Raw genomic sequence first — 20,251 nt, 5'->3', positions numbered from 1 at the left:
ATAGTGCATTCAGGCGCATGCCCAACCGTCATTGTCGATCAGGGCCTTGATCCGGGCCTGATCGTATTCGTTCTCCAGCCGCCGGGCCTCGGCCTCGGCAATCTCCGAGGGCTCGCCGTCACACGCATAGGGCGCGGCCTTGCGCCATTCCGACAGATAAGCATCGCTGTCGCGCGCACCAACCTTCATCGCCGCGCGGTCGATGGCCTGCTCGAACCGTTCCTCGAGCGGGCGCTTGGACCCGCGGCGGCCCTTGCCCACGATGACCTGGGCCGGGATGTCGCGCCAGTAGACGATGGTGACGTCGGGCATCTGCGGTGATTCCTCCTCGATCCGGTGAGCCGGTTCTACAGGCCATGCGGTGCCGTCTTAGGTCGGATTTCGACTTGATCCGGCGTTGCAGCGACCTTTTGCACTGTGCACAAGGATTATGCCGCCCCGCCCCGTTTGGCCACCCTGCCCGGCGCCCGAAATTCTCAACAACTTGATGAGCCGCTTGCGCCGCCGCGCGCCCCAACCTATGGTCGAGGCAACTCGATATCGGAGGGCGTGAGCAATGGCGCCCAGGCGTCCCAAAGGTGCGGGCGCGTTCCCGAAACCGGTCGAAAGCCCCGTGCCGTCCAGGCCGGATCCCGACGCGCTCTATGCCGCGCTGGATCTCGGCACGAACAGTTGTCGCATGCTGATCGCGCAGCCCAAGGGCGGCGGGTTCCACGTGGTCGACAGTTTCTCGAAATCGGTGCAGCTGGGCACCGGTCTGGAACGGACCGGCCGATTGTCGCGCGCCTCGATGGCGCGTACGGTGCAGGCCCTGCGTATCTGCCAGCAGAAGCTCAAGCGCAACAAGGTCCAGCGCATGCGCCTGGTCACGACCGAGGCCTGCCGTCGGGCCCGCAACGCGCGGGATTTCATCCGCCAGGTCCAGCGCGAGACCGGCCTGGCGCTGGAGATCATCCAGCCCGAGGAGGAGGCGCGGCTTGCCGTGATCTCCTGCGCGCCGCTGGTGTCGGTCAAGACCGAGCAGCTGCTGGTGGTCGATATCGGCGGCGGTTCGACCGAACTGGTCTGGATCGACCTGAGCAGCGTGCCGCGGCAGGACCGGCCGGCGGCGATCATGCGCCTGCATGCCGGGTTCCACCCGCCGGAAAGCCCCTTTCCCGCCGCCAAGGTGGTGGACTGGATCAGCGTGCCGCTCGGGGTGGCGACGCTGCGCGACCAGTTCTCGGATGTCGAGGACGACTCGGCCCGGTTCGCGCTGATGAGCTGGTTCTTCGAGGAGAACCTGGCCAATTTCGCGCCCTACAAGGACGAGCAATTGCGCGAGGGCTTCCAGATCGTCGGCACCAGCGGAACCGTCACCACGGTCGCGGCCAGCCACCTGGGGCTCAAGCGCTATGACCGGACCAAGGTTGACGGGCTTCGCATGACCAGCGACCAGATCGACAAGGTGATCCGGGGGTATCTCGATCTGGGCCCCGCCGGGCGGCGGCGCGACCCGCGCATCGGCGAGGACCGGCAGGCACTGATCATGTCCGGATCGGCGATATTGCAGGCGCTGCTGCGGGTCTGGCCCACCGACCGCCTCTCGGTGGCCGACCGGGGTCTGCGCGAGGGGCTGCTCTATGCCCAGATGAGCGCCGATGGCGTGCTCGAGGGCGGCGTGGTCTGAGCCTGCGTCCGAGCGCGCACGTATCGCCCCCTCGCCTTTCGGCGCGGAAGTCTGTAACAGGATCGTCCCAGGCATCGGAACCCGCAGACGGGAGCGGAGACATGGCCAAGAACACATCCGGGCGCGGACAGCGCGACCTCAAGGTCCAGGTCAAGACCGCGCGCGGGCGCAAGCTCAGCTCGACGCGCTGGCTGCAGCGGCAGCTGAACGACCCCTATGTGAAGCGCGCCCAGGCCGAGGGCTATCGCGGCCGGGCCGCGTTCAAGATCCTCGAGCTGGACGACAAGTTCCGCTTTCTGGTGCCCGGCGCCCGCGTTGTCGATCTGGGCTGCGCGCCCGGCGGCTGGTGCCAGGTCGCCGTGGCGCGCGTCAACGCGCTGGGCGAGAAGCCGGGCAAGCGGGTCGGCAGTGTGCTGGGCATCGACCTGCAGGAGGTCGAGCCGGTGGCCGGGACCGAGATCCACGTGCTGGATTTCATGGCGGACGAGGCCGACGACCGGGTCAAGACCTGGCTGGACGGCAAGGCCGACGTGGTGATGTCGGACATGGCCGCGGCAGCCTCGGGCCACAAGCAGACCGATCACCTGCGCATCATGGCGCTGTGCGAGGCGGCGGCGCATTTCGCCTTCGACGTTCTGGACGAGGGCGGCACCTTCGTGGCCAAGGTCCTGGCCGGCGGCGCCGAGGGTGATCTGCAGAAACTGCTCAAGCAGAAATTCACCAAGGTCGCGCATGTCAAACCGCCGGCGTCTCGGTCGGACAGTTCCGAGAAATTCGTGGTGGCGACCGGCTTCCGTGGCTAGGCGCCGGGCCTGCTCCCGGCCTGCGCCGCGCGCAGCGATTCGAGCGCGCGGGACTTGATCACCATCGCATCCCCCCGGCCCAGCCGGGACATGGCGGCCGTCCTGGTCGATTTCGCGTGTTCCGCGGCCGTTTCCTGGCGCAGCAGCTCGAACAGCCGCGCGTGGCGGGGTGTCGGATGGGACATGGCAGCTCTCCGTTTCCGGAGACCGGTCTGAACGGAAAATCTGCACTGGTGATGGCCGGAATACGGCCCAAAAATGGCGCGCTCAGCCCTCGCCCTCCGCCTCGGCCTGCCTGCGCTCCTCCATCAGCACGCCGTTGAATTCGGCCCCCAGGATCAGGATCGCCGCGATCAGGTAGAGGAAGATCAGCGCCGACATCGCCCCGGCCAGCCCGGCATAGGTGGCGCTGTAGCTGGCGAACTTGGCGATGTAGAAGGAAAATCCCAGCCCCGCCGCCGCCCACAGTCCCAGGGTGAGCAGCACACCGGGCAAGACCTCGCGGACATGGTGCCGGCGCGCGGGCAGCAGGGCGTGGCAGGCCAGCACTGCGCCTGCGGGAAACAGCGTGACAAAGAGCCAGCTCAGCCCGCTGGTCGTAACCCAGTCCGAGTTGACCCAGGCCAGCGCCTCGCTGGGCAGCACGCTGCTGACCAGCTGGAAATATAGCGGCAGCACAACCTCGACCGCCGCCGCCACCAGCAGGAGCGCGCCGCCGGCGATCACCAGCCCGATGGCCAGCAGACGTGTCTTCCAGAACGGGCGCGTGTCGGTGTCGTGATAGGCGCGCGACATCGCGGTGCGCACCGCATCGACCCCGTTCGAGGCGAAATAGACGGCCAGCACCCCGCCCAGCGTCATCACGCCCGAACCCGCGTTGGACAGAACCCGGCGCAATTCGGTGACCAGAGGGTCGGCCACCGCCTCGGGCCAGGAACCAAAGACGAGGTCGATCAGGTCGTTGGTCACATAGTCCTGCGACAATGTCCCGGCCAGCGCGACGGTGAACAGCAGAAACGGGAACAATGCCATCATCATCGACATGGCCACATGGCTCGACATGATCCAGCCGTTCTTGGCGTCGAACCGCTTCAGCGTTTTCGCGATCACGCGCAGCGAGGCATTGGACCGGAGATTCGCGATCTTCATCATGGATGCAACCCTAGCGCCCCCTCGCGCGTTTACAATCTTGCCGGGCTTGATGCGGACCCGGACCGACAGCTTGCCGGTGGACGCGGACCCCCGCGCTCCCATATCTGTAAGATACGGAAAACCAAGGAGTGATCCGATGTCAGACCTGGATGACCTGATCGCCGAGATGCGGCAGAAGCGCGACGAGCTGCGGGTGAAGCTGCACCTGGCGGGCAAGGACGCGCGCGACGACTGGGAACAGGCGGTGAGCGAATGGGACCGGTTCGTCGAGAAGGCGCAGCTGGAGAAATCCGCCGACGAGGTGGGCGAGGCCGCGCGCAATCTCGGGCTGAAGCTGAAAGAGGCGTTCGAGCGCGCGCGCAAGTCCGACTGAGGCCGCCGCGAACGAAACCCGGAAAGACAATTTGGAGGACGGTGATGCCGACCAAGGCCGAACTTGAAAAGGAAATCAGCCAACTCAAGGCGAAAGCCACGGAAAAGGTGCCCGATCCGCGCAAGATCGAGGTGCCCGACAAGGACGAGTTGAAGGACGGGTTTCGCAATTTGCTGGAAGCGCAGGGCATCCAACCGGACGAGATCGAGGCGTTGTGGTCCGACTTTCGCCAACAGATCGCCGATGTGCCGCGCGACAAGCCGTTGATGACGGCCATCGCCGCCTTTGGTCTCGGCTTCGTGCTGGGCCGGATGTCCAAGTCCTGAACACAAGGAACCCGCAATGAACCGGATCAGCCGAAACCTGTCCATCGTCTATCGCACCGAACGCCTGATCGCGCGCCGTCAGATCGAGGTCATGCGCAAGCAGACCGGTATCCTGGCCGCCGCCGGGCTGATCGGGGTGATCGGCTTCGTCATGCTGAACGTGGCGGCCTATTGGGCGCTGGCCGCAATCCACTCGCCGCAGGTTGCCGCGCTGATCGTGGCGCTGATCGACCTGGGCGTGGCCGCCCTGCTGGCGCTGACCGCGCTGCGCATGTCGGCCGAGCGCGAACTGGAGCCCGCGACCGAGATCCGCGACACAGCACTGGCCGAGCTGGAGGATGACGTGACCGCCGCCGCCGAAAGCGCCAAGACGCTGACCGAGAATGTCGGGCGCATGGCGCGCGATCCGCTGGGCTCGGCCCTGCCCGCCCTGCTGATGCCGCTGATCAGCGCCTTCCTGCGCAGCCGCAAGGAGTGACGCGCGCGCCGACCTTCATCGGCTCCGAGATCTACCGGGGATCGAGCTATGGTCGTCATCACCCGCTTGCGATCCCGCGGGTGTCGACGGTGATGGACCTGTGCCGGGCGCTGGGATGGCTGCCGCCCGGACGGTATCGCGCCAGCCCAAGGGCCAAGTCGGCGGCCCTGGGCCTGTTCCACAGCCCCGCCTACGTGGCCGCGCTGCAGGAGGCCGAGCGGCAACAGGACGTGACCGAGCACACGCGGCGGCGACACGGGCTGGGCACCGCATCGAACCCGGTTTTCCCCGAGATGTTCCGCAGGCCCGCCACCGCGGCGGGCGGCTCGATGCTGGGCGCCGAGATGGTGGCGGGTGGCGGCACGGTCTTCAATCCCGGCGGCGGAACCCATCACGGGCTGGCGGACCGGGCCAGCGGGTTCTGCTATCTCAACGATCCGGTGCTGGCGATCCTGACCCTGCGGCGGCTGGGCCTGCGGCGGATCGCCTATGTGGATTTCGACGCGCATCACGGCGACGGGGTCGAGGCCGCCTTTGACGGCGCCGGCGATGTGCGCCTGGTGTCGGTGCACGAGGCCCGGCGCTGGCCCTTCACCGGCGCGCTCGAGGATCGGGCGGGCGGCGCCGCCTTCAACCTGCCGGTTCCGCGCGGCTTCAACGACAGCGAGTTCGATCTTGTCCTCCATGACCTGATCCTGCCCGCCGTCTCGGGCTTTGCGCCCGATGCGATTGTCCTGCAATGCGGCGCGGACGCGGTCGAGGAAGATCCACTGTCGCGGCTGGCGCTCTCGAACAACGCCCATTGGCGCGCGGTGGCGGCCCTGAAGGCGCTCGCCCCGCGGCTTCTGGTGCTGGGCGGCGGCGGCTACAATCCCTGGACCGTGGCTCGACTCTGGTCCGGGGTCTGGGCGACATTGTCGGGCCAGTAGGTGCCGGATCGCCTGCCCGATGCCGTGGCGGACATCCTGCGTGGGCTCAGCTGGACCCGCCGCGCCGGGCGCATGCCGCCCGAGCACTGGCACACTACCCTGCGCGACGCGCCCCGCCACGGCCCGGTCCGGGAAGAGGTCCGGGACGGCGTGACCCGGCTGGCCGGCCGGCTCAGGGCCTGGGCGTGATCTCCGTGACCGCGCTTTGCAGCCCGCGCCACCTGCGCGTATAGAGACCGGGAGAGGAGCCGGAATACCATGTGGACCTTCCTGGTAAGCTCATCCGTCGTGGTGCTCTATGGCGTGGCGGTCTTCTTCGGCATCCGCGCAGCGCAGACCGCGCGCACGCCGCAGGGCGCCGTGGGCTGGGTGGTGTTCCTGCTGGCCGCGCCCTTCTTCGCGGTGCCGGCCTACCTGGTGCTGGGCCACCACCGGTTCAAAGGCTATCGCATCGCCCGGACCGAAAGCCAGCGGGTCGTGGCCGGCATCCGCGCGCTGTCGAAACAGGTCGCCCCGACCGCCGGATCGATCCGCCCCGACCCCCGCCCCTTCGAGGATCTGGCCGGAATGCCGGTGGTGCGGGGCAATTCCGCGAAACTGCTGGTGGACGGGACCGAGACCTTCGACGCGATCCTGGCTGCGATCGATTCGGCGCAGAGCTATATCCTGGTGCAGTTCTACATCGTGCGTGACGACCGGCTGGGCCGGACCCTGCGCGACCGGTTGATCCAGGCCGCCGCGCGCGGCGTGCATGTGCGCTTCATGACCGACGCCATCGGCAGCTACCAGCTGTCGGGCGCGTTCTACGAGCACATGTCCGACCACGGCATCGACGTGGCCGACCCGCACCAGCAGCGCGGCCCCAACTGGCGGTTCCAGATCAACTATCGCAACCACCGCAAGACGGTGATCATCGACGGGCTGGTGGGCTTCATCGGCGGGCACAATGTCGGCTGCGAATACCTGGGCGAGGATCCCGATTTCGGCCATTGGCGCGACACCCATGTTCAGCTCGAGGGGCCGGTCACGAACCAGCTGCAGCTGATCTTTGCCGAGGACTGGCACTGGGCGCGCGACGAGGACATCCTGGATGACCTCTACTGGCAGGTCGAGCCGTTCGAGGGCGGCATGGATGCGCTGATCGTGGCCACCGGCCCCAGCGACCGGACCGAGAGCGGGTCGATGATGTTCTTCTCGGCCATCGCCGCCGCACAGGAGCGGATCTGGGTCGCCTCGCCCTATTTCGTGCCCGATCTCGACATCCTCAGCGCGCTGAAACATGCCGCCATGCGCGGCATCGACGTGCGGCTTCTGGTGCCCGACATGATCGACCACCGCGCGCCGTGGCTCGCTGCCTTCGCCTATTTCGACGAGGTCTGCGAGGCCGGGGTCAAGGTCTTCCGCTATACGGGCGGGTTCATGCACCAGAAGGTGTTTCTGGTCGACGACACCCTGGCCGCCGTGGGCACCAGCAACCTCGACAACCGCTCGTTCCGCCTGAATTTCGAAGCGATGGCGCTGGTCTTCGATCCTCGCGCGGCCGAGGCCGTGGCCGACATGCTGACGCAGGATTTCGCCCTGAGCTACGAGCTGCTCAAGACGCTGGACTTGCAGCCGCCGCATATCCGCTACGGCGCGCCGCTGGCGCGGCTGCTGGCGCCGGTTCTCTGACGGCGGGTCCATCAGTCGCCCAGCATGTGGGTCTCGAACAGACGCGTCATCAGCGCAACCAGATAAGCGGTGGACAGACCGAAAGCCAGCAGGCCCGCCACGGCCGAGAACGCCCCGAAGATCCGCAGTTCCTCGCCCAGGATGATGTCGCCGTATCCAAGCGTCGTGTAGGAGGCCAGCGAGAAATAGAGCGCCGTGTTCAGATCCGGCACCGCCTGCGCGGCCAACAGGGCGCCGGCCCAGATCCAGACCTGCACCGTATGCGCGGCGATGATGAAGAGCAGCGCCAGCGCAACCGGCGCACCCGCGCGCAGGGCCCGCGAGAAATGCGACCAGCGCCCGCGCTGCGCCCTCAGCATCAACGTGCACCAGACCAGCAGGCCGATCTCGATCAGCAGGCAGCCCGCCATGAACAGGCTTCCCCAGAGGATCTGTTGCGTCACGACCATCGCGGATCTCCGTGTCGGCTGCGCGGACTTGGTGTCGCAAACGCAGCCGCCGGTCAATGCCGGGGGCTGCGGCGGAATGCAGCTTTGGCCCGATTGGGGGCTGGACAGCGCCGCCCGCAAGGCCAGATTGGAGCGGCAACCCCCTGCCGCCCGACAAGGTGCCATTTCATGCTTCTTTCCGTCGATCGTGTCAGCAAGACCTATGCCGGCGGCCGCCCGGTCCTGCGCGAGGTCAGCCTGACGCTGGACGCCGGGCAGACGCTGGCCCTGACCGGAGAGAGCGGCAGCGGCAAGAGCACGCTTCTGAACCTGATCGGGGCGCTGGACGTGGCCGACGCGGGCGAAATCCGGCTGGGTGACACTGCCTACGCCGGGCTGGACGATGCCGGCCGGGCCGCGCTGCGCCGCGACCGAGTCGCGCTGGTATTCCAGCAGTTCAACCTGATCCCCTCACTGACCGCGGCCCGGAACCTGGAATTCCACGCGCGGCTGGCCGGGCGGCGGGATGCGGCTTGGCTGGACCGGCTGGCCGAGCGGCTGGGGCTGGGCGATCTGCTGTCGCGCCACCCCGAGGACCTGTCCGGCGGCCAGCAGCAGCGCGTTGCGATCGGCCGGGCGCTGGCGGTGCGTCCGGCGCTTCTGTTGGCCGACGAGCCCACCGGCAACCTGGACGAGACCGCAAGCACGTCGGTGCTGGACCTGATGCTGGAGCTTGTGCGTGAAAGCGGCACCGCCTTGTTGCTCGTCACCCATTCCGAAGCCATCGCCGCCCGGCTGGACCGGCGCGCGCATCTGGCCGGCGGCCGGATCGCATGATCGGCGCGGCCTGCCTGGCGCTCTGGTCGCATTGGCGGCGGCACAAGCTGCAGCTGGCGACGCTGCTGGCCGGGCTTGCGCTGGCCACCGGCCTGTGGTCGGCGGTGCAGGCCATCAATGGCGAGGCGCGGGCCAGCTATGACCGGGCGGCGGCGCAGCTGGGCGCCGGGCAATGGCCCGAACTGCGCCCCCGCGCCGGTGCTGACATTCCGCTGGAGACCTACGTGTCGCTGCGGCGCACGGGGTGGCGTCTGGCCCCGGTGCTCGAGGGCAACCTGCGCCTGGCCGGCCGGTCGGTGACGGTGATGGGCGTGGGCCTGCTGACCCATCCCGCCCTGCCCGCGGTCGAGGCGGCGGAAGGTGGCGATGGCCTGGCACCGGTCGAGGTGCTGACCCCGCCCGGACGGCTCTTCGCGGACCCCGGCCTGGCGGCGCGGCTGGAAGGGAACACCGACCTGCCGCCGGTCCTGCCCAGCGACGCGGTGCCACCGGGAACCCTGCTGACCGACATCGCCGTGGCCGAACGCCTGCTGGACCGGCCCGGCACGCTGTCGCGGCTGCTGATCCTCGAACCACCACCGCCCGGCCTGCCGCCCCTGTCCGAACTGGCCCCCGACCTGGACCGGGTCGCGGCGCGCGGCAGCGGCGACATCGCGCGGCTGACCGACAGCTTTCACCTCAACCTCACCGCCTTCGGCCTGCTGTCCTTTGCCGTGGGGATGTTCATCGTGCATGGCACGGTCGGTCTGTCCTTCGAGCAGCGCCGCGGCATGATCCGCAGCCTGCGCGCGATGGGCCTGCCCCTGGGGCTGCTTGCGCGGCTGATGCTGGCTGAACTGGCGCTGCTGGCCTTGCTGGGCGGCGGCGCGGGCCTGATCCTGGGCTATGCGGTGGCGGGCGCGCTGCTACCGGATGTGGCCAGCAGCCTGCGCGGGCTCTACGGCGCGCCGGTCGAGGGCACGCTGAGCCTGCGGCCCGGCTGGGTGCTCTCGGGCCTTGGAATGGCGCTGGCCGGCACCGGTCTGGCCAGCGCCCGGGCGCTGTGGCGGGTGGCGCATCTCCCTCTGCTGGCCGCGCCCGGTATGCGGGCCTGGGGCGGAAGCGCCGCCGCGATGCGGGCGATGGTGGCCGCCGGTGTGGCGCTGATCCTGGCCGGCGCGCTCGCGACATGGCTGCCGGGGGGCCTGCTGGGCGGGTTCCTCCTGCTCGGCGGGGTGCTGACCGGCGCGGCGCTCCTGCTGCCGCCGCTGCTGTCGGTGATCCTGGCGATGGGCGCGCGGATGGCCCGGGGGCCGCTGGCGCAATGGGTCTGGGCCGACATGCGCGCGCAGCTGCCCGGCCTGTCACTGGCGCTGATGGCGCTCTTGCTGGCGCTGGCGGCCAATATCGGCGTCGGCACGATGGTGTCCAGCTTTCGGCTGACCTTTACTGGATGGCTGGACCAGCGGCTGGCCTCCGAACTCTATGTCGCTGCCCGGGACGATGCACAGGGCGCGCGGATGGCCACGTGGCTTGGGGACCGGGCAGATGCCGTGCTGCCGAGCCGGTCGGTCGAGCGCCGGCACAACGGCGCGCCGATCTTCGTCTATGGAATCGTCGATGACCCGACCTATCGCGACAACTGGCCGCTGATCGCCGAAAGCCCTGGCGTCTGGGACGCGCTGGCCCGGGGCGAGGCGGTGCTGATCAACGAACAGATGGCCCGCCGCGACGACCTGTGGCCGGGGGATACGGTCAGCGTGCTGCCCGACTGGCCCTTGCGCGTGGCCGGGGTCTATTCCGACTACGGCAATCCCACGGCGCAGGCGATCACCGCGCTGCCCGCGCTGCTCGAGCGGGTGCCGAACCTGCCCAACCAGCGCTTCGGCATCCGCATCGCGCCGGACCAGGTGGACGACCTCGCCCGGGACCTGCGCGCCGACTTCGACCTGCCGCCCGGCGCGCTGGTCGATCAGGCCGCGCTCAAGGCGCAGTCGATGGCGGTGTTCGACAAGACCTTCCTGGTCACCGGCGCGCTGAACGTGCTGACCCTGGGCGTGGCGGCCTTTGCCATGCTCACCAGCCTCTTGACCCTGTGGACCCAGCGCCTGCCGCAGGTGGCGCCGCTCTGGGCGATGGGTCTGACGCGGGCGCGGCTGGCGCGGCTGGAACTGTTGCGCAGCCTCGCGCTGGCGGCGCTGACCGCGCTGGCGGCGCTGCCGTTGGGGTTGGTGCTGGCCTGGGCGCTGCTGGCGGTGGTCAATGTCGAGGCGTTCGGCTGGCGCCTGCCGATGTTCCTGTTCCCGCTGGACTGGCTGCGCCTGTTCGCGCTGGCATTGCTGGCGGCCGGTCTGGCCGCGCTGTGGCCGGCGCGGCGGCTGTCGCGCCTGCCGCCGGCGGGCTTGCTCAAGGTGTTCTCGAATGAACGATAGATTCTGCGCCTGCCTGTTTGCGCTCATGCTGATGCTGCCCTCGGCCGCGCTGCCGCAGGGCTTTGCCGGGCTGGGTACCGAGGCCGAAGGATTCGCCCTGCCCGATCCGGACTATCGCCTGCGCTTCCCCGAGGATCACGGCCCGCATCCCGCGTTCCGGATCGAATGGTGGTATGTCACCGCCAACCTCACCGGCCCCGACGGCAGCGACTACGGTATCCAGTGGACGCTGTTCCGATCCGCCCTGAAACCCGGCGAGGCCGAGGGCTGGGCCAGCCCGCAGATCTGGATGGGCCATGCCGCGGCGACAACGACCGAGGCGCATTATTCTGCCGAACGCCTCGCCCGCGGCGGGATCGGACAGGCCGGGGTGACCGCGCAACCGTTCGACGCCTGGATCGACGACTGGCGCATGCGGGGGCAGGATTTCGACACGCTGCGCCTGCGTGCTGCAAGCGATGACTTCGCCTATGACCTGTCACTGCAGGCGCAAGGGCCGCTGGTCCTGCATGGGCGCGACGGCCATTCGGTCAAGTCCGCCGACGGACAGGCCAGCCACTATTATTCGCAACCCGCCTATGCGGTGACGGGCACCCTGTCGCTGCCGGATGGCGAGACCCAAGTGACCGGCACGGCCTGGCTGGACCGGGAATGGTCCAGCCAGCCGCTCAGCCCGGACCAGACAGGATGGGATTGGTTCTCTCTGGGATTCGAGGACGGCACAAGGCTGATGGCGTTCCGACTGCGCGGCGGGCGCGGCGATTTCACCTCGGGCACCTGGATCGAGGCCAATGGCCGCGCCACCGCCCTGCCCGACGGCGCGATCCGGCTTCAGCCGTTGGAGCGGACCGGACCACCGAACCGGAGGATCCCGACAACCTGGTCGCTGGTCCTGCCCGAACGCGATCTCGACCTGCGGATCGAGGCGATGAATCCCGATGCCTGGATGGAGACCAGCTTTCTCTACTGGGAGGGACCGGTGCGCATCAGCGGAAGCCATTCGGGCAAAGGATATCTCGAAATGACCGGCTACGGCGAGGACGACGAGGGCTGACGCAGGGGAAAACCCGTGCACGGGGCCTTGCATTGCCGGCCCGGGATAACAAAGATACCGGCCAGGAAGGCCGGGCGAACCGGTCCCGCGCCCGGACGGCGCGGATACCACAAGACAACAGGGAGACTATCATGACAATGAAACATCTGCTTCTGGCCGTCAGCGCCACCGCTCTGGTCGCCTCGGCGGCCTCGGCCGAAACGCTGCGCTGGGCGCGCGCCGGCGACTCGCTGACGCTGGACCCGCATGCCCAGAACGAGGGGCCGACCCACGCGCTGGCGCATCAGATCATGGAACCGCTGATCATCCGCGACATGACCGGCTCGATGGTGCCGGCGCTGGCGACCGAGTGGTCGCCCTCGGAAGAGGATCCCAACGTCTGGGTGTTCAAGCTGCGCGAAGGCGTCACCTTCCATGACGGCGCGGCCTTCGACAGCGAGGACGTGGTGTTCTCGATCAACCGCGCGATGACCGAGGATTCGGACATGAAGGAGCTGCTCTCCTCGGTCAAGGAAGTGCGTGCCCCGGATCAGTATACCGTCGAGATCGTGACCGACGGGCCGAACCCGATCATGGCCAACAACCTGACCAACCTGTTCATCATGGACAAGGACTGGACCGAGGCGAACGGCGCGGTCGAAGTGCAGGATTACGAAGGCGGCGAGGACACCTTCGCGGCCAAGAACGCCAACGGCACCGGCCCCTACAAGCTGGTCAGTCGCGAGCCCGACGTGAAAACCGTTCTGGCCCTGAACGAGAATTACTGGGGCATGGACGAGTTCCCGATGGAGGTGACCGAGATCATCTATACCCCGATCCAGAACGCCGCCACCCGCGTGGCCGCGCTGCTGTCGGGCGAGGTCGACTTCATCCAGGACGTGCCGGTGCAGGACCTTCAGCGCGTGGCCCAGGCCGACGGGCTGGACGTGCGCACCGCGCCGCAGAACCGGGTGATCTTTTTCGGCATGAACATGGGTGCCGAGGATCTGGACAACGACAACGTCGACGGCAAGAACCCGCTGGCAGATGTCCGCGTGCGCCAGGCCATGTCGATGGCGATCAACCGCGACGCCATCAAGCAGGTGGTGATGCGCGGCCAGAGCCAGCCGGCCGGCATGATCGCCCCGCCCTTCGTCAACGGCTGGAACCAGGAGATGGACAGCGCGTCCAAGACCGACATCGCCGCCGCCAAGGCGCTGATGGAGGAAGCGGGATATGCCGACGGCTTCTCGATCCAGCTCGACTGTCCCAATGACCGCTATGTCAACGACGAGGCGATCTGTCAGGCCGCGGTCGGGATGCTGGCGCAGATCGGCGTCACGGTGAACCTCGACGCCAAGCCCAAGGCGCAGCACTTCCCGCTGATCAGCAACGGCGAGACCGATTTCTATATGCTGGGCTGGGGCGTTCCGACCTATGATTCGGAATACATCTTCAACTTCCTGGTCCATACACGCGGCGACAAGTACGGCTCGTGGAACGGCACCGGCTATTCGAACCCGGAGCTGGATGCCAAGATCCAGGGCCTGGCCAGCGAGACCGACCTGCCCAAGCGCAACGAGATGATCAACGAGATCTGGCAGGTGGTGCAGGAGGAACAGCTCTATATCCCGATCCACCACCAGGTGCTGAACTGGGGCATGAAATCCGGCATCGACTCGATCGTCGATCCCGAGGATTCGCCCAAGTTCAAGTATATCGCGTTCAAGTAGGACGCGCGGCCCCGGCCCGGTTGCGGGCCGGGGCAAACCGTTGATCCGCACAGGAGATCCCGACATGCGCCTGATGACGTTGAGTGCCGCGCTGACCCTCGCCGCCGGCCCGGCCCTGGCCGCCAAAGACTGCGCCGCCGGCAAGACCATCACCGACGGCACGCTGACCATCGCCACCGGCAATCCCGCCTACTACCCCTGGGTCATGGATGACGCGCCCGAAAGCGGCGAAGGGTTCGAGGCCGCCGTGGCCTATGCGATGGCCGAACGCATGGGGTTCGAGGCCGAAAACGTGACCTGGACCCGCACCAGCTTCGATGAATCGATCCAGCCCGGCGCCAAGAATTTCGACGTCAACCTGCAGCAGTTCTCGATCACCGAGGATCGCGAGAAGGTCGTGGATTTCTCCTCGCCCTACTATTCCGCCGCGATGGCCGTTCTGGTGCGCCAGCCGGTGGTCGAGAACGGCGCCGAACCGACGCTGGAGTCGCTCAAGGCCCTCAAATGGGGCGCCGTGGCCACCACCACCGCCGTGCCGATGCTGACCGGCCTTGTCGATCCCGAGGACGATCCGCTGCTCTACAACGACAACCCCGACGTGATCGAGGCGATGAAGTCGAACCAGATCGACGCCGCCATCTTCGACCTGCCCACAGCGCTCTACCTGTCCGCCGTGGTGCTGGAGGATGGTGTGGTCCTTGGCCAGTTCCCCGCCGACCGGACCGAGAACCCCGACCGGTTCGGTATGCTGATGGAGGAAGGCAACCCGCTGCGCGACTGTGTGAACGCGGCGCTGGACGAGATGGCGCAGGACGGTACGCTCGCGCAGATCGAGGCCAAGTGGCTGTCGGAAACCACCGGCGTTCCGGTCATCGAATAGGCCGTTCATGACCGCGACCCACGGCGCGCCGGGCCCCACCCGGCGCGAACGATACGAGGCCCGCGCCCGCCGCCGCGGCAGCGCGATCGCGCTGGGCTCGACCGTGGCGGTGCTGCTGGCGCTGGTGGTGCTGATCCCGCTGGCGCCGGGCTGGGAGGCCGTCAAGAAGAGCTTCTTCAACGCCGAGATCTTTGCCCGCACCTTTCCGGGCCTCCTGCAGGCGTTCCTGCTGGATGTCGCGATTTTCGCCTGGTGCGCGCCGATCATCGCGATCTGGGCGCTGGTGATTGCCCTGGCGCGTGACGTGCGCAGCCCGGCGCTCTACCCGCTGCGCCTCTTCGCGGTGATCTACACCGACATCTTCCGGGGCATCCCGGTCATCCTGATCGTCTACCTGATCGGCTTCGGCATCCCCGGGCTGGGCCTGCAGCGGCCATGGAACTCGCCCTATATCTGGGGGTCGCTGGCGCTGATCCTGACCTATTCGGCCTATGTCGCCGAGATCTACCGCTCGGGCATCGAATCCGTGCATGCCAGCCAGCGCGCCGCCGCCCTGTCTCTGGGGCTCAGCCGGGCCGACATGATGCGGTTCGTGGTGCTGCCGCAGGCGATCCGGCGGGTTGTGCCGGCCAACATGAACATGCTGATCGCGCTGCAGAAGGACGTGGCGCTTCTGTCGTTCATCGGCCCGGTCGAGGTGCTGCGCCAGGCCGGGGTCTACAAGTCCCTTCTGGCGAACTTCACGCCCTATGTCGTTGCGGCCATTATCTTTCTCTGCGTCACCATTCCGGCCACCCGCTATGCCGATTACCTGATCGCGAAACAGAACAGGGCGCGCAGCTGATGGCCAAGCTGGAGCTTCGGGGGGTTCAGAAGCGGTTTCGCGGGGCCGATGTGTTGCGCGGGCTGGACCTGAGCGTCGATAACGGCGACATGGTGTGCCTGATCGGCGCCTCGGGCTCGGGCAAGTCCACCCTGCTGCGCTGCATCAACCTGCTGGATCCCATCGACGATGGCGAGATCCGGCTGGACGGCCAGGACATCTCGGCCCCCGAACTGGACCCGCAACCGGTCCGCCAGCGGATCGGGCTGGTGTTCCAGAGCTTCAACCTGTTTCCCCACATGACCGCCGAAGAGAACGTCATGCTGGCGCCGCGCCGGATCAAGCGGCAAGGCCGCGAGGCGCTGCGCCCCGAGATCGCCGCGCTCTTCGCGCGCTTCGGCCTGGACGACCGGATGGGCCACTATCCCGATCAGCTGTCGGGCGGCCAGCAGCAGCGAGTGGCGATCATCCGCGCGCTGGCGATGCGGCCCGAGATCATGCTGTTCGACGAGATTACCTCGGCGCTGGATCCCGAGCTGGTGGGCGAGGTGCTGGACGTGCTGCGGCAGCTCAAATCCGAGGGCATGACGATGGTGATGGCCACGCACGAGATGAGCTTTGCCCGCGAAGTTGCTGACAAGGTGTGTTTTCTTTCCGACGGTCACATCCTGGAACAAGGCCCGCCCGCGCAATTGTTCGAACGGCCAGAACATGCGCGCACCGCCGCGTTCCTGCGGGCCGTCCTCTAGGCGCGACGCGGTTGCTTGACCTCGCCGGGTCGGGCTGCGAAGACAGAGGATCACAGCGGAGACGCCATGCTCGCCTATATCATCAGACGAATGTTCCAGTCCGTCATCGTCCTGCTTGTCGTGGGGCTGGTGGCGTTTTCGATGTTCCGATTCGTGGGCGATCCGGTGGACAACATGCTGGGCCAGGAGCGTACACAGGCCGATATCGAGCGGCTGCGCACCGACCTGGGACTGGATCAGCCGTTCCCGGTCCAGTATTTCAAGTTCCTGCAGGGCGCGGTTCAAGGCAATTTCGGGGTTTCCTACCGGCAGGGTCGGCCGGTCGCCACCATCATCGCCGAGCGCGCGCCCGCCACGCTAGAGCTGGCCTTCGTCTCGGGCCTGTTCGCGATCAGCCTCGGTATCGCGCTGGGCGTCTTCACCGCGATCCGACGACAAGGCGTGGCGGCAAACGTCATCATGACCCTCAGCCTGATCGGCGTGTCGCTGCCCACCTTCCTGATCGGCATCCTGTTGATCTATGTGTTCTCGGTCGAACTGGACTGGCTGCCAAGTTTCGGCCGCGGCGACACGGTCATGGTCGGCAACTGGTCGACCGGGTTCCTCACGACCTCGGGCATCAAGGCGCTGATCCTGCCATCGATCACGCTGGGCCTCTACCAGATGACCCTGATCATGCGGCTGGTGCGCTCCGAGATGCTCGAGGTGCTGCGCGCCGACTACATCCGCTTTGCCCGCGCCCGCGGCCTGAGCGAGCGCACGGTCAATTTCCGCCACGCGCTGCGCAACACGCTGGTGCCCGTGATCACCGTCACCGGCCTGCAGCTGGGCGCGATCATCGCCTTTGCCATCATCACCGAAACGGTGTTCCAGTGGCCCGGCGTCGGGCTGCTCTTCATCAACGCGGTCCAGTTCGTCGACATCCCCGTGATGGCCGCCTACCTGATGCTGATCTCGGTGCTGTTCGTGACCATCAACCTGATCGTCGACCTGCTCTATTACGCCATCGACCCGCGCCTGCGCGTGGACGGGAGGACCGCATGACCGACACCGCAGGCAAGACCCCTGCCCCGGCGACCCCTTCGCGGCTGAAGGAGGTATGGGAGAGCGATTTCGTCTGGTCCTTCCGCCATTCCCCGGTCGCAATCGTGGCGCTGGTGGTGGTGCTGATCCTGGTGCTGTCGGCCCTGTTTGCGCCGCTGATCGCGCCGCACAACCCGTTCGATCCCGCAACGCTGAACCTGATGAACGGGTTCACCCCGCCGGGCGAGCCCAACGCCTTCACCCAGGAGGTGTTTCTGCTGGGCACCGACGACCAGGGCCGCGACGTGTTCTCGACCATCCTCTACGGGCTGCGCATCTCGCTCTTCGTGGGCGCCGCCGCGGTGTTCCTGGCGATGGTGCTGGGCGTCATCCTTGGGCTGGTCGCGGCCTATCTCGGCGGCTGGGTCGAGACCATCATCATGCGCGTGGCCGACGTGCAGTTGACCTTTCCCGCGATCCTGGTGGCGATGCTGATCTTCGGCATCGCCAAGGGGTTCACGCCGCCCGAATACCGCAACGAGATGGCGATCTGGGTGCTGATCGTGGCCATCGCCCTGTCCGACTGGGTGCAGTTCGCCCGCGTCGTGCGCGGCGCGGCACTGGTCGAGAAGAACCGCGAATACGTGCAGGCCGCGCGGATGATCGGGCGCAGCGGCCCAGCGATCATGATGCGCCACATCCTGCCCAACATCCTCAGCCCGGTCCTGGTCATCGCCACGATCAGCCTGGCGCTGGCGATCATCGCCGAGGCGACGCTCAGCTTCCTGGGCGTCGGCGCCCCGCCGACACAGCCGTCGCTGGGCACGCTGATCCGCATCGGCCAAGGCTATCTGTTCTCGGGCGAATGGTGGATCCTGTTCTTCCCGGCCGTGACCCTGCTGGCACTGGCGCTGAGCGTGAACCTGCTGGGCGACTGGCTGCGCGACGCGCTCAATCCGAAACTGCGGTGACTTCGATGGAACCTGTTCTGTCCGTCCGCGACCTGGTCGTGGAAATTCCCACACGTCACGGCGTGCTGCGCCCGGTCGATCACGTCAGCTATGACCTCGCGCCCGGCGAGATCCTGGGTGTCGTCGGCGAATCCGGGGCCGGCAAGTCGATGACCGGCAACGCGGTGATCGGCCTGCTGGACCGGCCCGCGCATATCGCCGGCGGCGAGATCCTGCTGAAGGGCCAGCGCATCGACAACCTGCCACGCTCACGGATGCGGCGCATCCGCGGCAAGGAAATCGGCATGGTTTTCCAGGACCCGCTGACCTCACTCAACCCGTTGCTGCCGATCGGCGACCAGCTGAGCGAGACCATCGAGACCCATCTGGGCGTCTCGCACAGCCAGGCGCGCCGCCGCGCGCTGGCCGCGCTCGAAGAGGTGGGCATCCCCGCCGCCGCCGACCGGCTGGACAGCTATCCGCACGAGTTCTCCGGCGGGATGCGGCAACGGGTGGTGATCGCGCTGGCGCTCTGTGCCGAACCGTCGCTGGTGATCGCGGACGAGCCAACCACGGCGCTCGATGTCAGTGTGCAAGCGCAGATCATCGCCCTGCTCAAGCGGCTGTGCCGCGACCACGGAACCTCGGTGATCCTGGTCACCCATGACATGGGCGTCATTGCCGAGGCCGCCGACCGCGTGGCGGTGATGTATGCCGGGCAATTGGCCGAGATCGGCCCGGTGCAGAAGGTTCTGACCACGCCGCGCCACCCCTATACCGACGGTCTGGTCGGCTCGATGCCCGCCAACAGCCACGGGCAGGCCCGCCTGCGCCAGATCCCTGGCACGATGCCGCGGCTGACCGCGATCCCGAGCGGCTGCGCCTTCAATCCACGCTGCCCGCAGGCGCAGGACCGCTGCCGCCACGATCCGCGCCCGCAGATCGAGAACGGCGCCGCCTGCTGGTTCCCGCTGGGAGAGCCCGCATGAGCATGGTCGAGATCCGCAACCTCCGCCGCACCTTCGATGTCTCCAAACCGTGGCTGAACCGGGCGCTGGAGCGGCTCCCGAAACAGGTGCTGACCGCCGTCTCGGACGTCTCGTTCGATATCGAGGCGCAGACCGTCTATGCGCTGGTGGGCGAATCCGGCTCGGGCAAGTCCACCATCGGCAAGATCCTGGTCGGCCTGCTGCCCCCCAGTTCGGGCACCGTGCGGGTCGAGGATATCGACCTGGCCACCGAGGCCGATGCGGCGGTGCGCGCCGAGCTGCGCAGCAACATCCAGATGATCTTTCAGGATCCCTTCGCCTCGCTCAATCCGCGCTGGCGGGTGCGCGACATCATCGTGGAACCGGTGCGCGCCCGCGGCGGCGACACCGATGGGCTTGCCGAAAAACTGCTGGAGCAGGTCGGGCTGTCGGCGCTGGACGCGGTCAAGTTCCCGCACCAGTTCTCGGGCGGGCAGCGACAGAGGATCTGCGTGGCCCGCGCGCTGGCCTCGGAACCGCGGCTGATCGTCTGCGACGAGCCGACCTCGGCGCTGGACGTGTCGGTGCAGGCACAAGTGCTGAACCTGATGTCGGACCTCAAGGAAAACTTCGGCCTCACCTACCTGTTCATCAGCCACGACCTGACGGTGGTGCGGCACATGGCCGACCGGATCGGAGTGCTCTATCTGGGCCAGCTGGTCGAAGAGGCCGACCCCGAAGCGCTGTTCAACGCCCCGGCGCATCCCTATACCCAGATGCTGCTGGACGCGGCGCCCGCGCTGGACCGGTTCGGCCGTGACGAGGATCCGCCGCAGGGCGAGATCCCAGACCCGATAAACCCACCCACCGGCTGCCCCTTCAACCCGCGCTGCGCGCTGGCCACCGACCTGTGCCGGATCGAACGGCCGGAGATGCGCAGCTTCGGCACGGGCCGGGTCGCCTGTCACCATGCCGAGCAGGCGCAGGCAACGTGAGTGTTGCCTAAACCCCTCAT

At 67.6% G+C, this 20,251-nt stretch carries 21 protein-coding genes and 1 pseudogene; 18 read left to right on the top strand and 4 right to left on the bottom strand.

The features are described from left to right. Positions 1 to 9 precede the first annotated feature (9 nt). On the bottom strand, positions 10 to 312 hold the full coding sequence (locus tag BMX57_RS07175) for a virulence factor (protein ID WP_092364259.1): 303 nt from the start codon (positions 310 to 312) through the stop codon (positions 10 to 12). A 244-nt stretch (positions 313 to 556) separates the two neighbouring features. On the opposite strand from BMX57_RS07175, the gene BMX57_RS07170 reads away from it, so the two are divergent. Both BMX57_RS07170 and BMX57_RS07165 read left to right on the top strand, forming a co-directional pair. Then, positions 557 to 1,669, top strand: coding sequence for a Ppx/GppA phosphatase family protein (locus tag BMX57_RS07170; protein ID WP_092364256.1), 1,113 nt, complete (start codon positions 557 to 559; stop codon positions 1,667 to 1,669). A gap of 101 nt (positions 1,670 to 1,770) precedes the next feature. Next, positions 1,771 to 2,472, top strand: a complete 702-nt coding sequence (locus tag BMX57_RS07165; RefSeq protein WP_092364253.1) for an RlmE family RNA methyltransferase — start codon at positions 1,771 to 1,773, stop codon at positions 2,470 to 2,472. On the opposite strand, the gene BMX57_RS07160 is transcribed toward BMX57_RS07165, so the two are convergent. Both BMX57_RS07160 and BMX57_RS07155 read right to left on the bottom strand, forming a co-directional pair. Next, positions 2,469 to 2,657: a hypothetical protein gene (locus tag BMX57_RS07160; RefSeq protein WP_092364250.1), complete on the bottom strand. Its 189-nt coding sequence runs from the start codon at positions 2,655 to 2,657 to the stop codon at positions 2,469 to 2,471. The two genes, BMX57_RS07165 and BMX57_RS07160, sit on opposite strands and share 4 nt — an antisense overlap. Positions 2,658 to 2,739: 82 nt before the next feature. Continuing rightward, positions 2,740 to 3,624 carry a YihY/virulence factor BrkB family protein gene (locus BMX57_RS07155; RefSeq protein ID WP_092364247.1) on the bottom strand — a complete coding sequence of 295 codons (885 nt, stop codon included), beginning with the start codon at positions 3,622 to 3,624 and terminating at the stop codon, positions 2,740 to 2,742. 136 nt (positions 3,625 to 3,760) lie between these two features. On the opposite strand from BMX57_RS07155, the gene BMX57_RS07150 reads away from it, so the two are divergent. The 5 genes and pseudogenes from BMX57_RS07150 (at position 3,761) to cls (ending at position 7,401) form a co-directional block, all read left to right on the top strand. Continuing rightward, positions 3,761 to 3,997, top strand: a complete 237-nt coding sequence (locus BMX57_RS07150; protein WP_092364244.1) for a hypothetical protein — start codon at positions 3,761 to 3,763, stop codon at positions 3,995 to 3,997. Between the two features lie 44 nt (positions 3,998 to 4,041). After that, positions 4,042 to 4,323: a hypothetical protein gene (locus BMX57_RS07145; protein WP_092364241.1), complete on the top strand. Its 282-nt coding sequence runs from the start codon at positions 4,042 to 4,044 to the stop codon at positions 4,321 to 4,323. 16 nt (positions 4,324 to 4,339) lie between these two features. Continuing rightward, positions 4,340 to 4,801: a phage holin family protein gene (locus BMX57_RS07140; RefSeq protein ID WP_092364239.1), complete on the top strand. Its 462-nt coding sequence runs from the start codon at positions 4,340 to 4,342 to the stop codon at positions 4,799 to 4,801. Next, a pseudogene (locus BMX57_RS07135) lies at positions 4,798 to 5,919 on the top strand (acetoin utilization protein AcuC). The gene BMX57_RS07140 and the pseudogene BMX57_RS07135 overlap by 4 nt, the downstream one beginning before the upstream one ends. Positions 5,920 to 5,988: 69 nt before the next feature. Then, a complete protein-coding gene (gene cls / locus BMX57_RS07130) occupies positions 5,989 to 7,401 on the top strand; it encodes a cardiolipin synthase (protein ID WP_092364236.1) in 1,413 nt (470 codons plus the stop codon). A gap of 11 nt (positions 7,402 to 7,412) precedes the next feature. On the opposite strand, the gene BMX57_RS07125 is transcribed toward cls, so the two are convergent. Next, positions 7,413 to 7,850 (bottom strand): ion channel, encoded by a 438-nt coding sequence (locus BMX57_RS07125; protein WP_092364233.1) that lies wholly within the window; start codon positions 7,848 to 7,850, stop codon positions 7,413 to 7,415. Positions 7,851 to 8,018: 168 nt separating this feature from the next. Between BMX57_RS07125 and BMX57_RS07120 the strand changes: the two genes are divergently transcribed. From BMX57_RS07120 to BMX57_RS07070, 11 genes are all read left to right on the top strand, one after another. After that, positions 8,019 to 8,666, top strand: coding sequence for an ABC transporter ATP-binding protein (locus BMX57_RS07120; RefSeq protein WP_092364230.1), 648 nt, complete (start codon positions 8,019 to 8,021; stop codon positions 8,664 to 8,666). Beyond that, a complete protein-coding gene (locus BMX57_RS07115) occupies positions 8,663 to 11,077 on the top strand; it encodes an ABC transporter permease (protein ID WP_092364227.1) in 2,415 nt (804 codons plus the stop codon). The genes BMX57_RS07120 and BMX57_RS07115 overlap by 4 nt, the downstream gene beginning before the upstream one ends. Next, positions 11,067 to 12,131 (top strand): lipocalin-like domain-containing protein, encoded by a 1,065-nt coding sequence (locus BMX57_RS07110; protein WP_229724196.1) that lies wholly within the window; start codon positions 11,067 to 11,069, stop codon positions 12,129 to 12,131. The genes BMX57_RS07115 and BMX57_RS07110 overlap by 11 nt, the downstream gene beginning before the upstream one ends. Positions 12,132 to 12,262: 131 nt before the next feature. Beyond that, positions 12,263 to 13,843, top strand: a complete 1,581-nt coding sequence (locus BMX57_RS07105; RefSeq protein WP_092364224.1) for an ABC transporter substrate-binding protein — start codon at positions 12,263 to 12,265, stop codon at positions 13,841 to 13,843. Between the two features lie 73 nt (positions 13,844 to 13,916). Beyond that, the gene (locus BMX57_RS07100; protein ID WP_373283098.1) at positions 13,917 to 14,723 is read left to right on the top strand and encodes an ABC transporter substrate-binding protein; all 807 of its coding nucleotides are present in this window, start codon (positions 13,917 to 13,919) and stop codon (positions 14,721 to 14,723) included. 7 nt (positions 14,724 to 14,730) lie between these two features. Further along, positions 14,731 to 15,567: an amino acid ABC transporter permease gene (locus tag BMX57_RS07095; protein ID WP_092364218.1), complete on the top strand. Its 837-nt coding sequence runs from the start codon at positions 14,731 to 14,733 to the stop codon at positions 15,565 to 15,567. Further along, positions 15,567 to 16,295, top strand: a complete 729-nt coding sequence (locus BMX57_RS07090; RefSeq protein ID WP_092364215.1) for an amino acid ABC transporter ATP-binding protein — start codon at positions 15,567 to 15,569, stop codon at positions 16,293 to 16,295. Before BMX57_RS07095 ends, BMX57_RS07090 begins: the two co-directional genes overlap by 1 nt. 66 nt (positions 16,296 to 16,361) lie before the next feature. After that, positions 16,362 to 17,339 (top strand): ABC transporter permease, encoded by a 978-nt coding sequence (locus BMX57_RS07085; protein WP_092364212.1) that lies wholly within the window; start codon positions 16,362 to 16,364, stop codon positions 17,337 to 17,339. Next, positions 17,336 to 18,289: an ABC transporter permease gene (locus BMX57_RS07080; protein WP_092364209.1), complete on the top strand. Its 954-nt coding sequence runs from the start codon at positions 17,336 to 17,338 to the stop codon at positions 18,287 to 18,289. The genes BMX57_RS07085 and BMX57_RS07080 overlap by 4 nt, the downstream gene beginning before the upstream one ends. Positions 18,290 to 18,294: 5 nt before the next feature. Next, complete coding sequence (locus BMX57_RS07075) at positions 18,295 to 19,257, top strand: ABC transporter ATP-binding protein (RefSeq protein ID WP_092364206.1); 963 nt, start codon at positions 18,295 to 18,297, stop codon at positions 19,255 to 19,257. Then, on the top strand, positions 19,254 to 20,231 hold the full coding sequence (locus BMX57_RS07070) for an ABC transporter ATP-binding protein (protein ID WP_092364203.1): 978 nt from the start codon (positions 19,254 to 19,256) through the stop codon (positions 20,229 to 20,231). The genes BMX57_RS07075 and BMX57_RS07070 overlap by 4 nt, the downstream gene beginning before the upstream one ends. The last annotated feature ends 20 nt before the right edge of the window (positions 20,232 to 20,251 follow it).

The sequence above is a fragment of the Cribrihabitans marinus genome, assembly GCF_900109035.1.
In the GTDB taxonomy this organism is placed as follows: Bacteria; Pseudomonadota; Alphaproteobacteria; order Rhodobacterales; family Rhodobacteraceae; genus Cribrihabitans; species Cribrihabitans marinus.
This window is presented reverse-complemented; position numbering and strand designations above follow the sequence as displayed.

Coding starts and splice junctions, on each gene's coding strand:
- BMX57_RS07140 (WP_092364239.1), top strand. CDS start 4,340: ATGAACCGGATCAGCCGAAACCTGTCCATCGTCTATCGCACCGAACGC.
- BMX57_RS07120 (WP_092364230.1), top strand. CDS start 8,019: ATGCTTCTTTCCGTCGATCGTGTCAGCAAGACCTATGCCGGCGGCCGC.
- BMX57_RS07100 (WP_373283098.1), top strand. CDS start 13,917: ATGACGTTGAGTGCCGCGCTGACCCTCGCCGCCGGCCCGGCCCTGGCC.
- BMX57_RS07125 (WP_092364233.1), bottom strand. CDS start 7,850: ATGGTCGTGACGCAACAGATCCTCTGGGGAAGCCTGTTCATGGCGGGC.
- BMX57_RS07105 (WP_092364224.1), top strand. CDS start 12,263: ATGACAATGAAACATCTGCTTCTGGCCGTCAGCGCCACCGCTCTGGTC.
- BMX57_RS07165 (WP_092364253.1), top strand. CDS start 1,771: ATGGCCAAGAACACATCCGGGCGCGGACAGCGCGACCTCAAGGTCCAG.
- BMX57_RS07075 (WP_092364206.1), top strand. CDS start 18,295: ATGGAACCTGTTCTGTCCGTCCGCGACCTGGTCGTGGAAATTCCCACA.
- BMX57_RS07095 (WP_092364218.1), top strand. CDS start 14,731: ATGACCGCGACCCACGGCGCGCCGGGCCCCACCCGGCGCGAACGATAC.
- BMX57_RS07085 (WP_092364212.1), top strand. CDS start 16,362: ATGCTCGCCTATATCATCAGACGAATGTTCCAGTCCGTCATCGTCCTG.
- BMX57_RS07175 (WP_092364259.1), bottom strand. CDS start 312: ATGCCCGACGTCACCATCGTCTACTGGCGCGACATCCCGGCCCAGGTC.
- BMX57_RS07080 (WP_092364209.1), top strand. CDS start 17,336: ATGACCGACACCGCAGGCAAGACCCCTGCCCCGGCGACCCCTTCGCGG.
- BMX57_RS07145 (WP_092364241.1), top strand. CDS start 4,042: ATGCCGACCAAGGCCGAACTTGAAAAGGAAATCAGCCAACTCAAGGCG.
- cls (WP_092364236.1), top strand. CDS start 5,989: ATGTGGACCTTCCTGGTAAGCTCATCCGTCGTGGTGCTCTATGGCGTG.
- BMX57_RS07170 (WP_092364256.1), top strand. CDS start 557: ATGGCGCCCAGGCGTCCCAAAGGTGCGGGCGCGTTCCCGAAACCGGTC.
- BMX57_RS07115 (WP_092364227.1), top strand. CDS start 8,663: ATGATCGGCGCGGCCTGCCTGGCGCTCTGGTCGCATTGGCGGCGGCAC.
- BMX57_RS07070 (WP_092364203.1), top strand. CDS start 19,254: ATGAGCATGGTCGAGATCCGCAACCTCCGCCGCACCTTCGATGTCTCC.
- BMX57_RS07160 (WP_092364250.1), bottom strand. CDS start 2,657: ATGTCCCATCCGACACCCCGCCACGCGCGGCTGTTCGAGCTGCTGCGC.
- BMX57_RS07150 (WP_092364244.1), top strand. CDS start 3,761: ATGTCAGACCTGGATGACCTGATCGCCGAGATGCGGCAGAAGCGCGAC.
- BMX57_RS07090 (WP_092364215.1), top strand. CDS start 15,567: ATGGCCAAGCTGGAGCTTCGGGGGGTTCAGAAGCGGTTTCGCGGGGCC.
- BMX57_RS07155 (WP_092364247.1), bottom strand. CDS start 3,624: ATGATGAAGATCGCGAATCTCCGGTCCAATGCCTCGCTGCGCGTGATC.
- BMX57_RS07110 (WP_229724196.1), top strand. CDS start 11,067: ATGAACGATAGATTCTGCGCCTGCCTGTTTGCGCTCATGCTGATGCTG.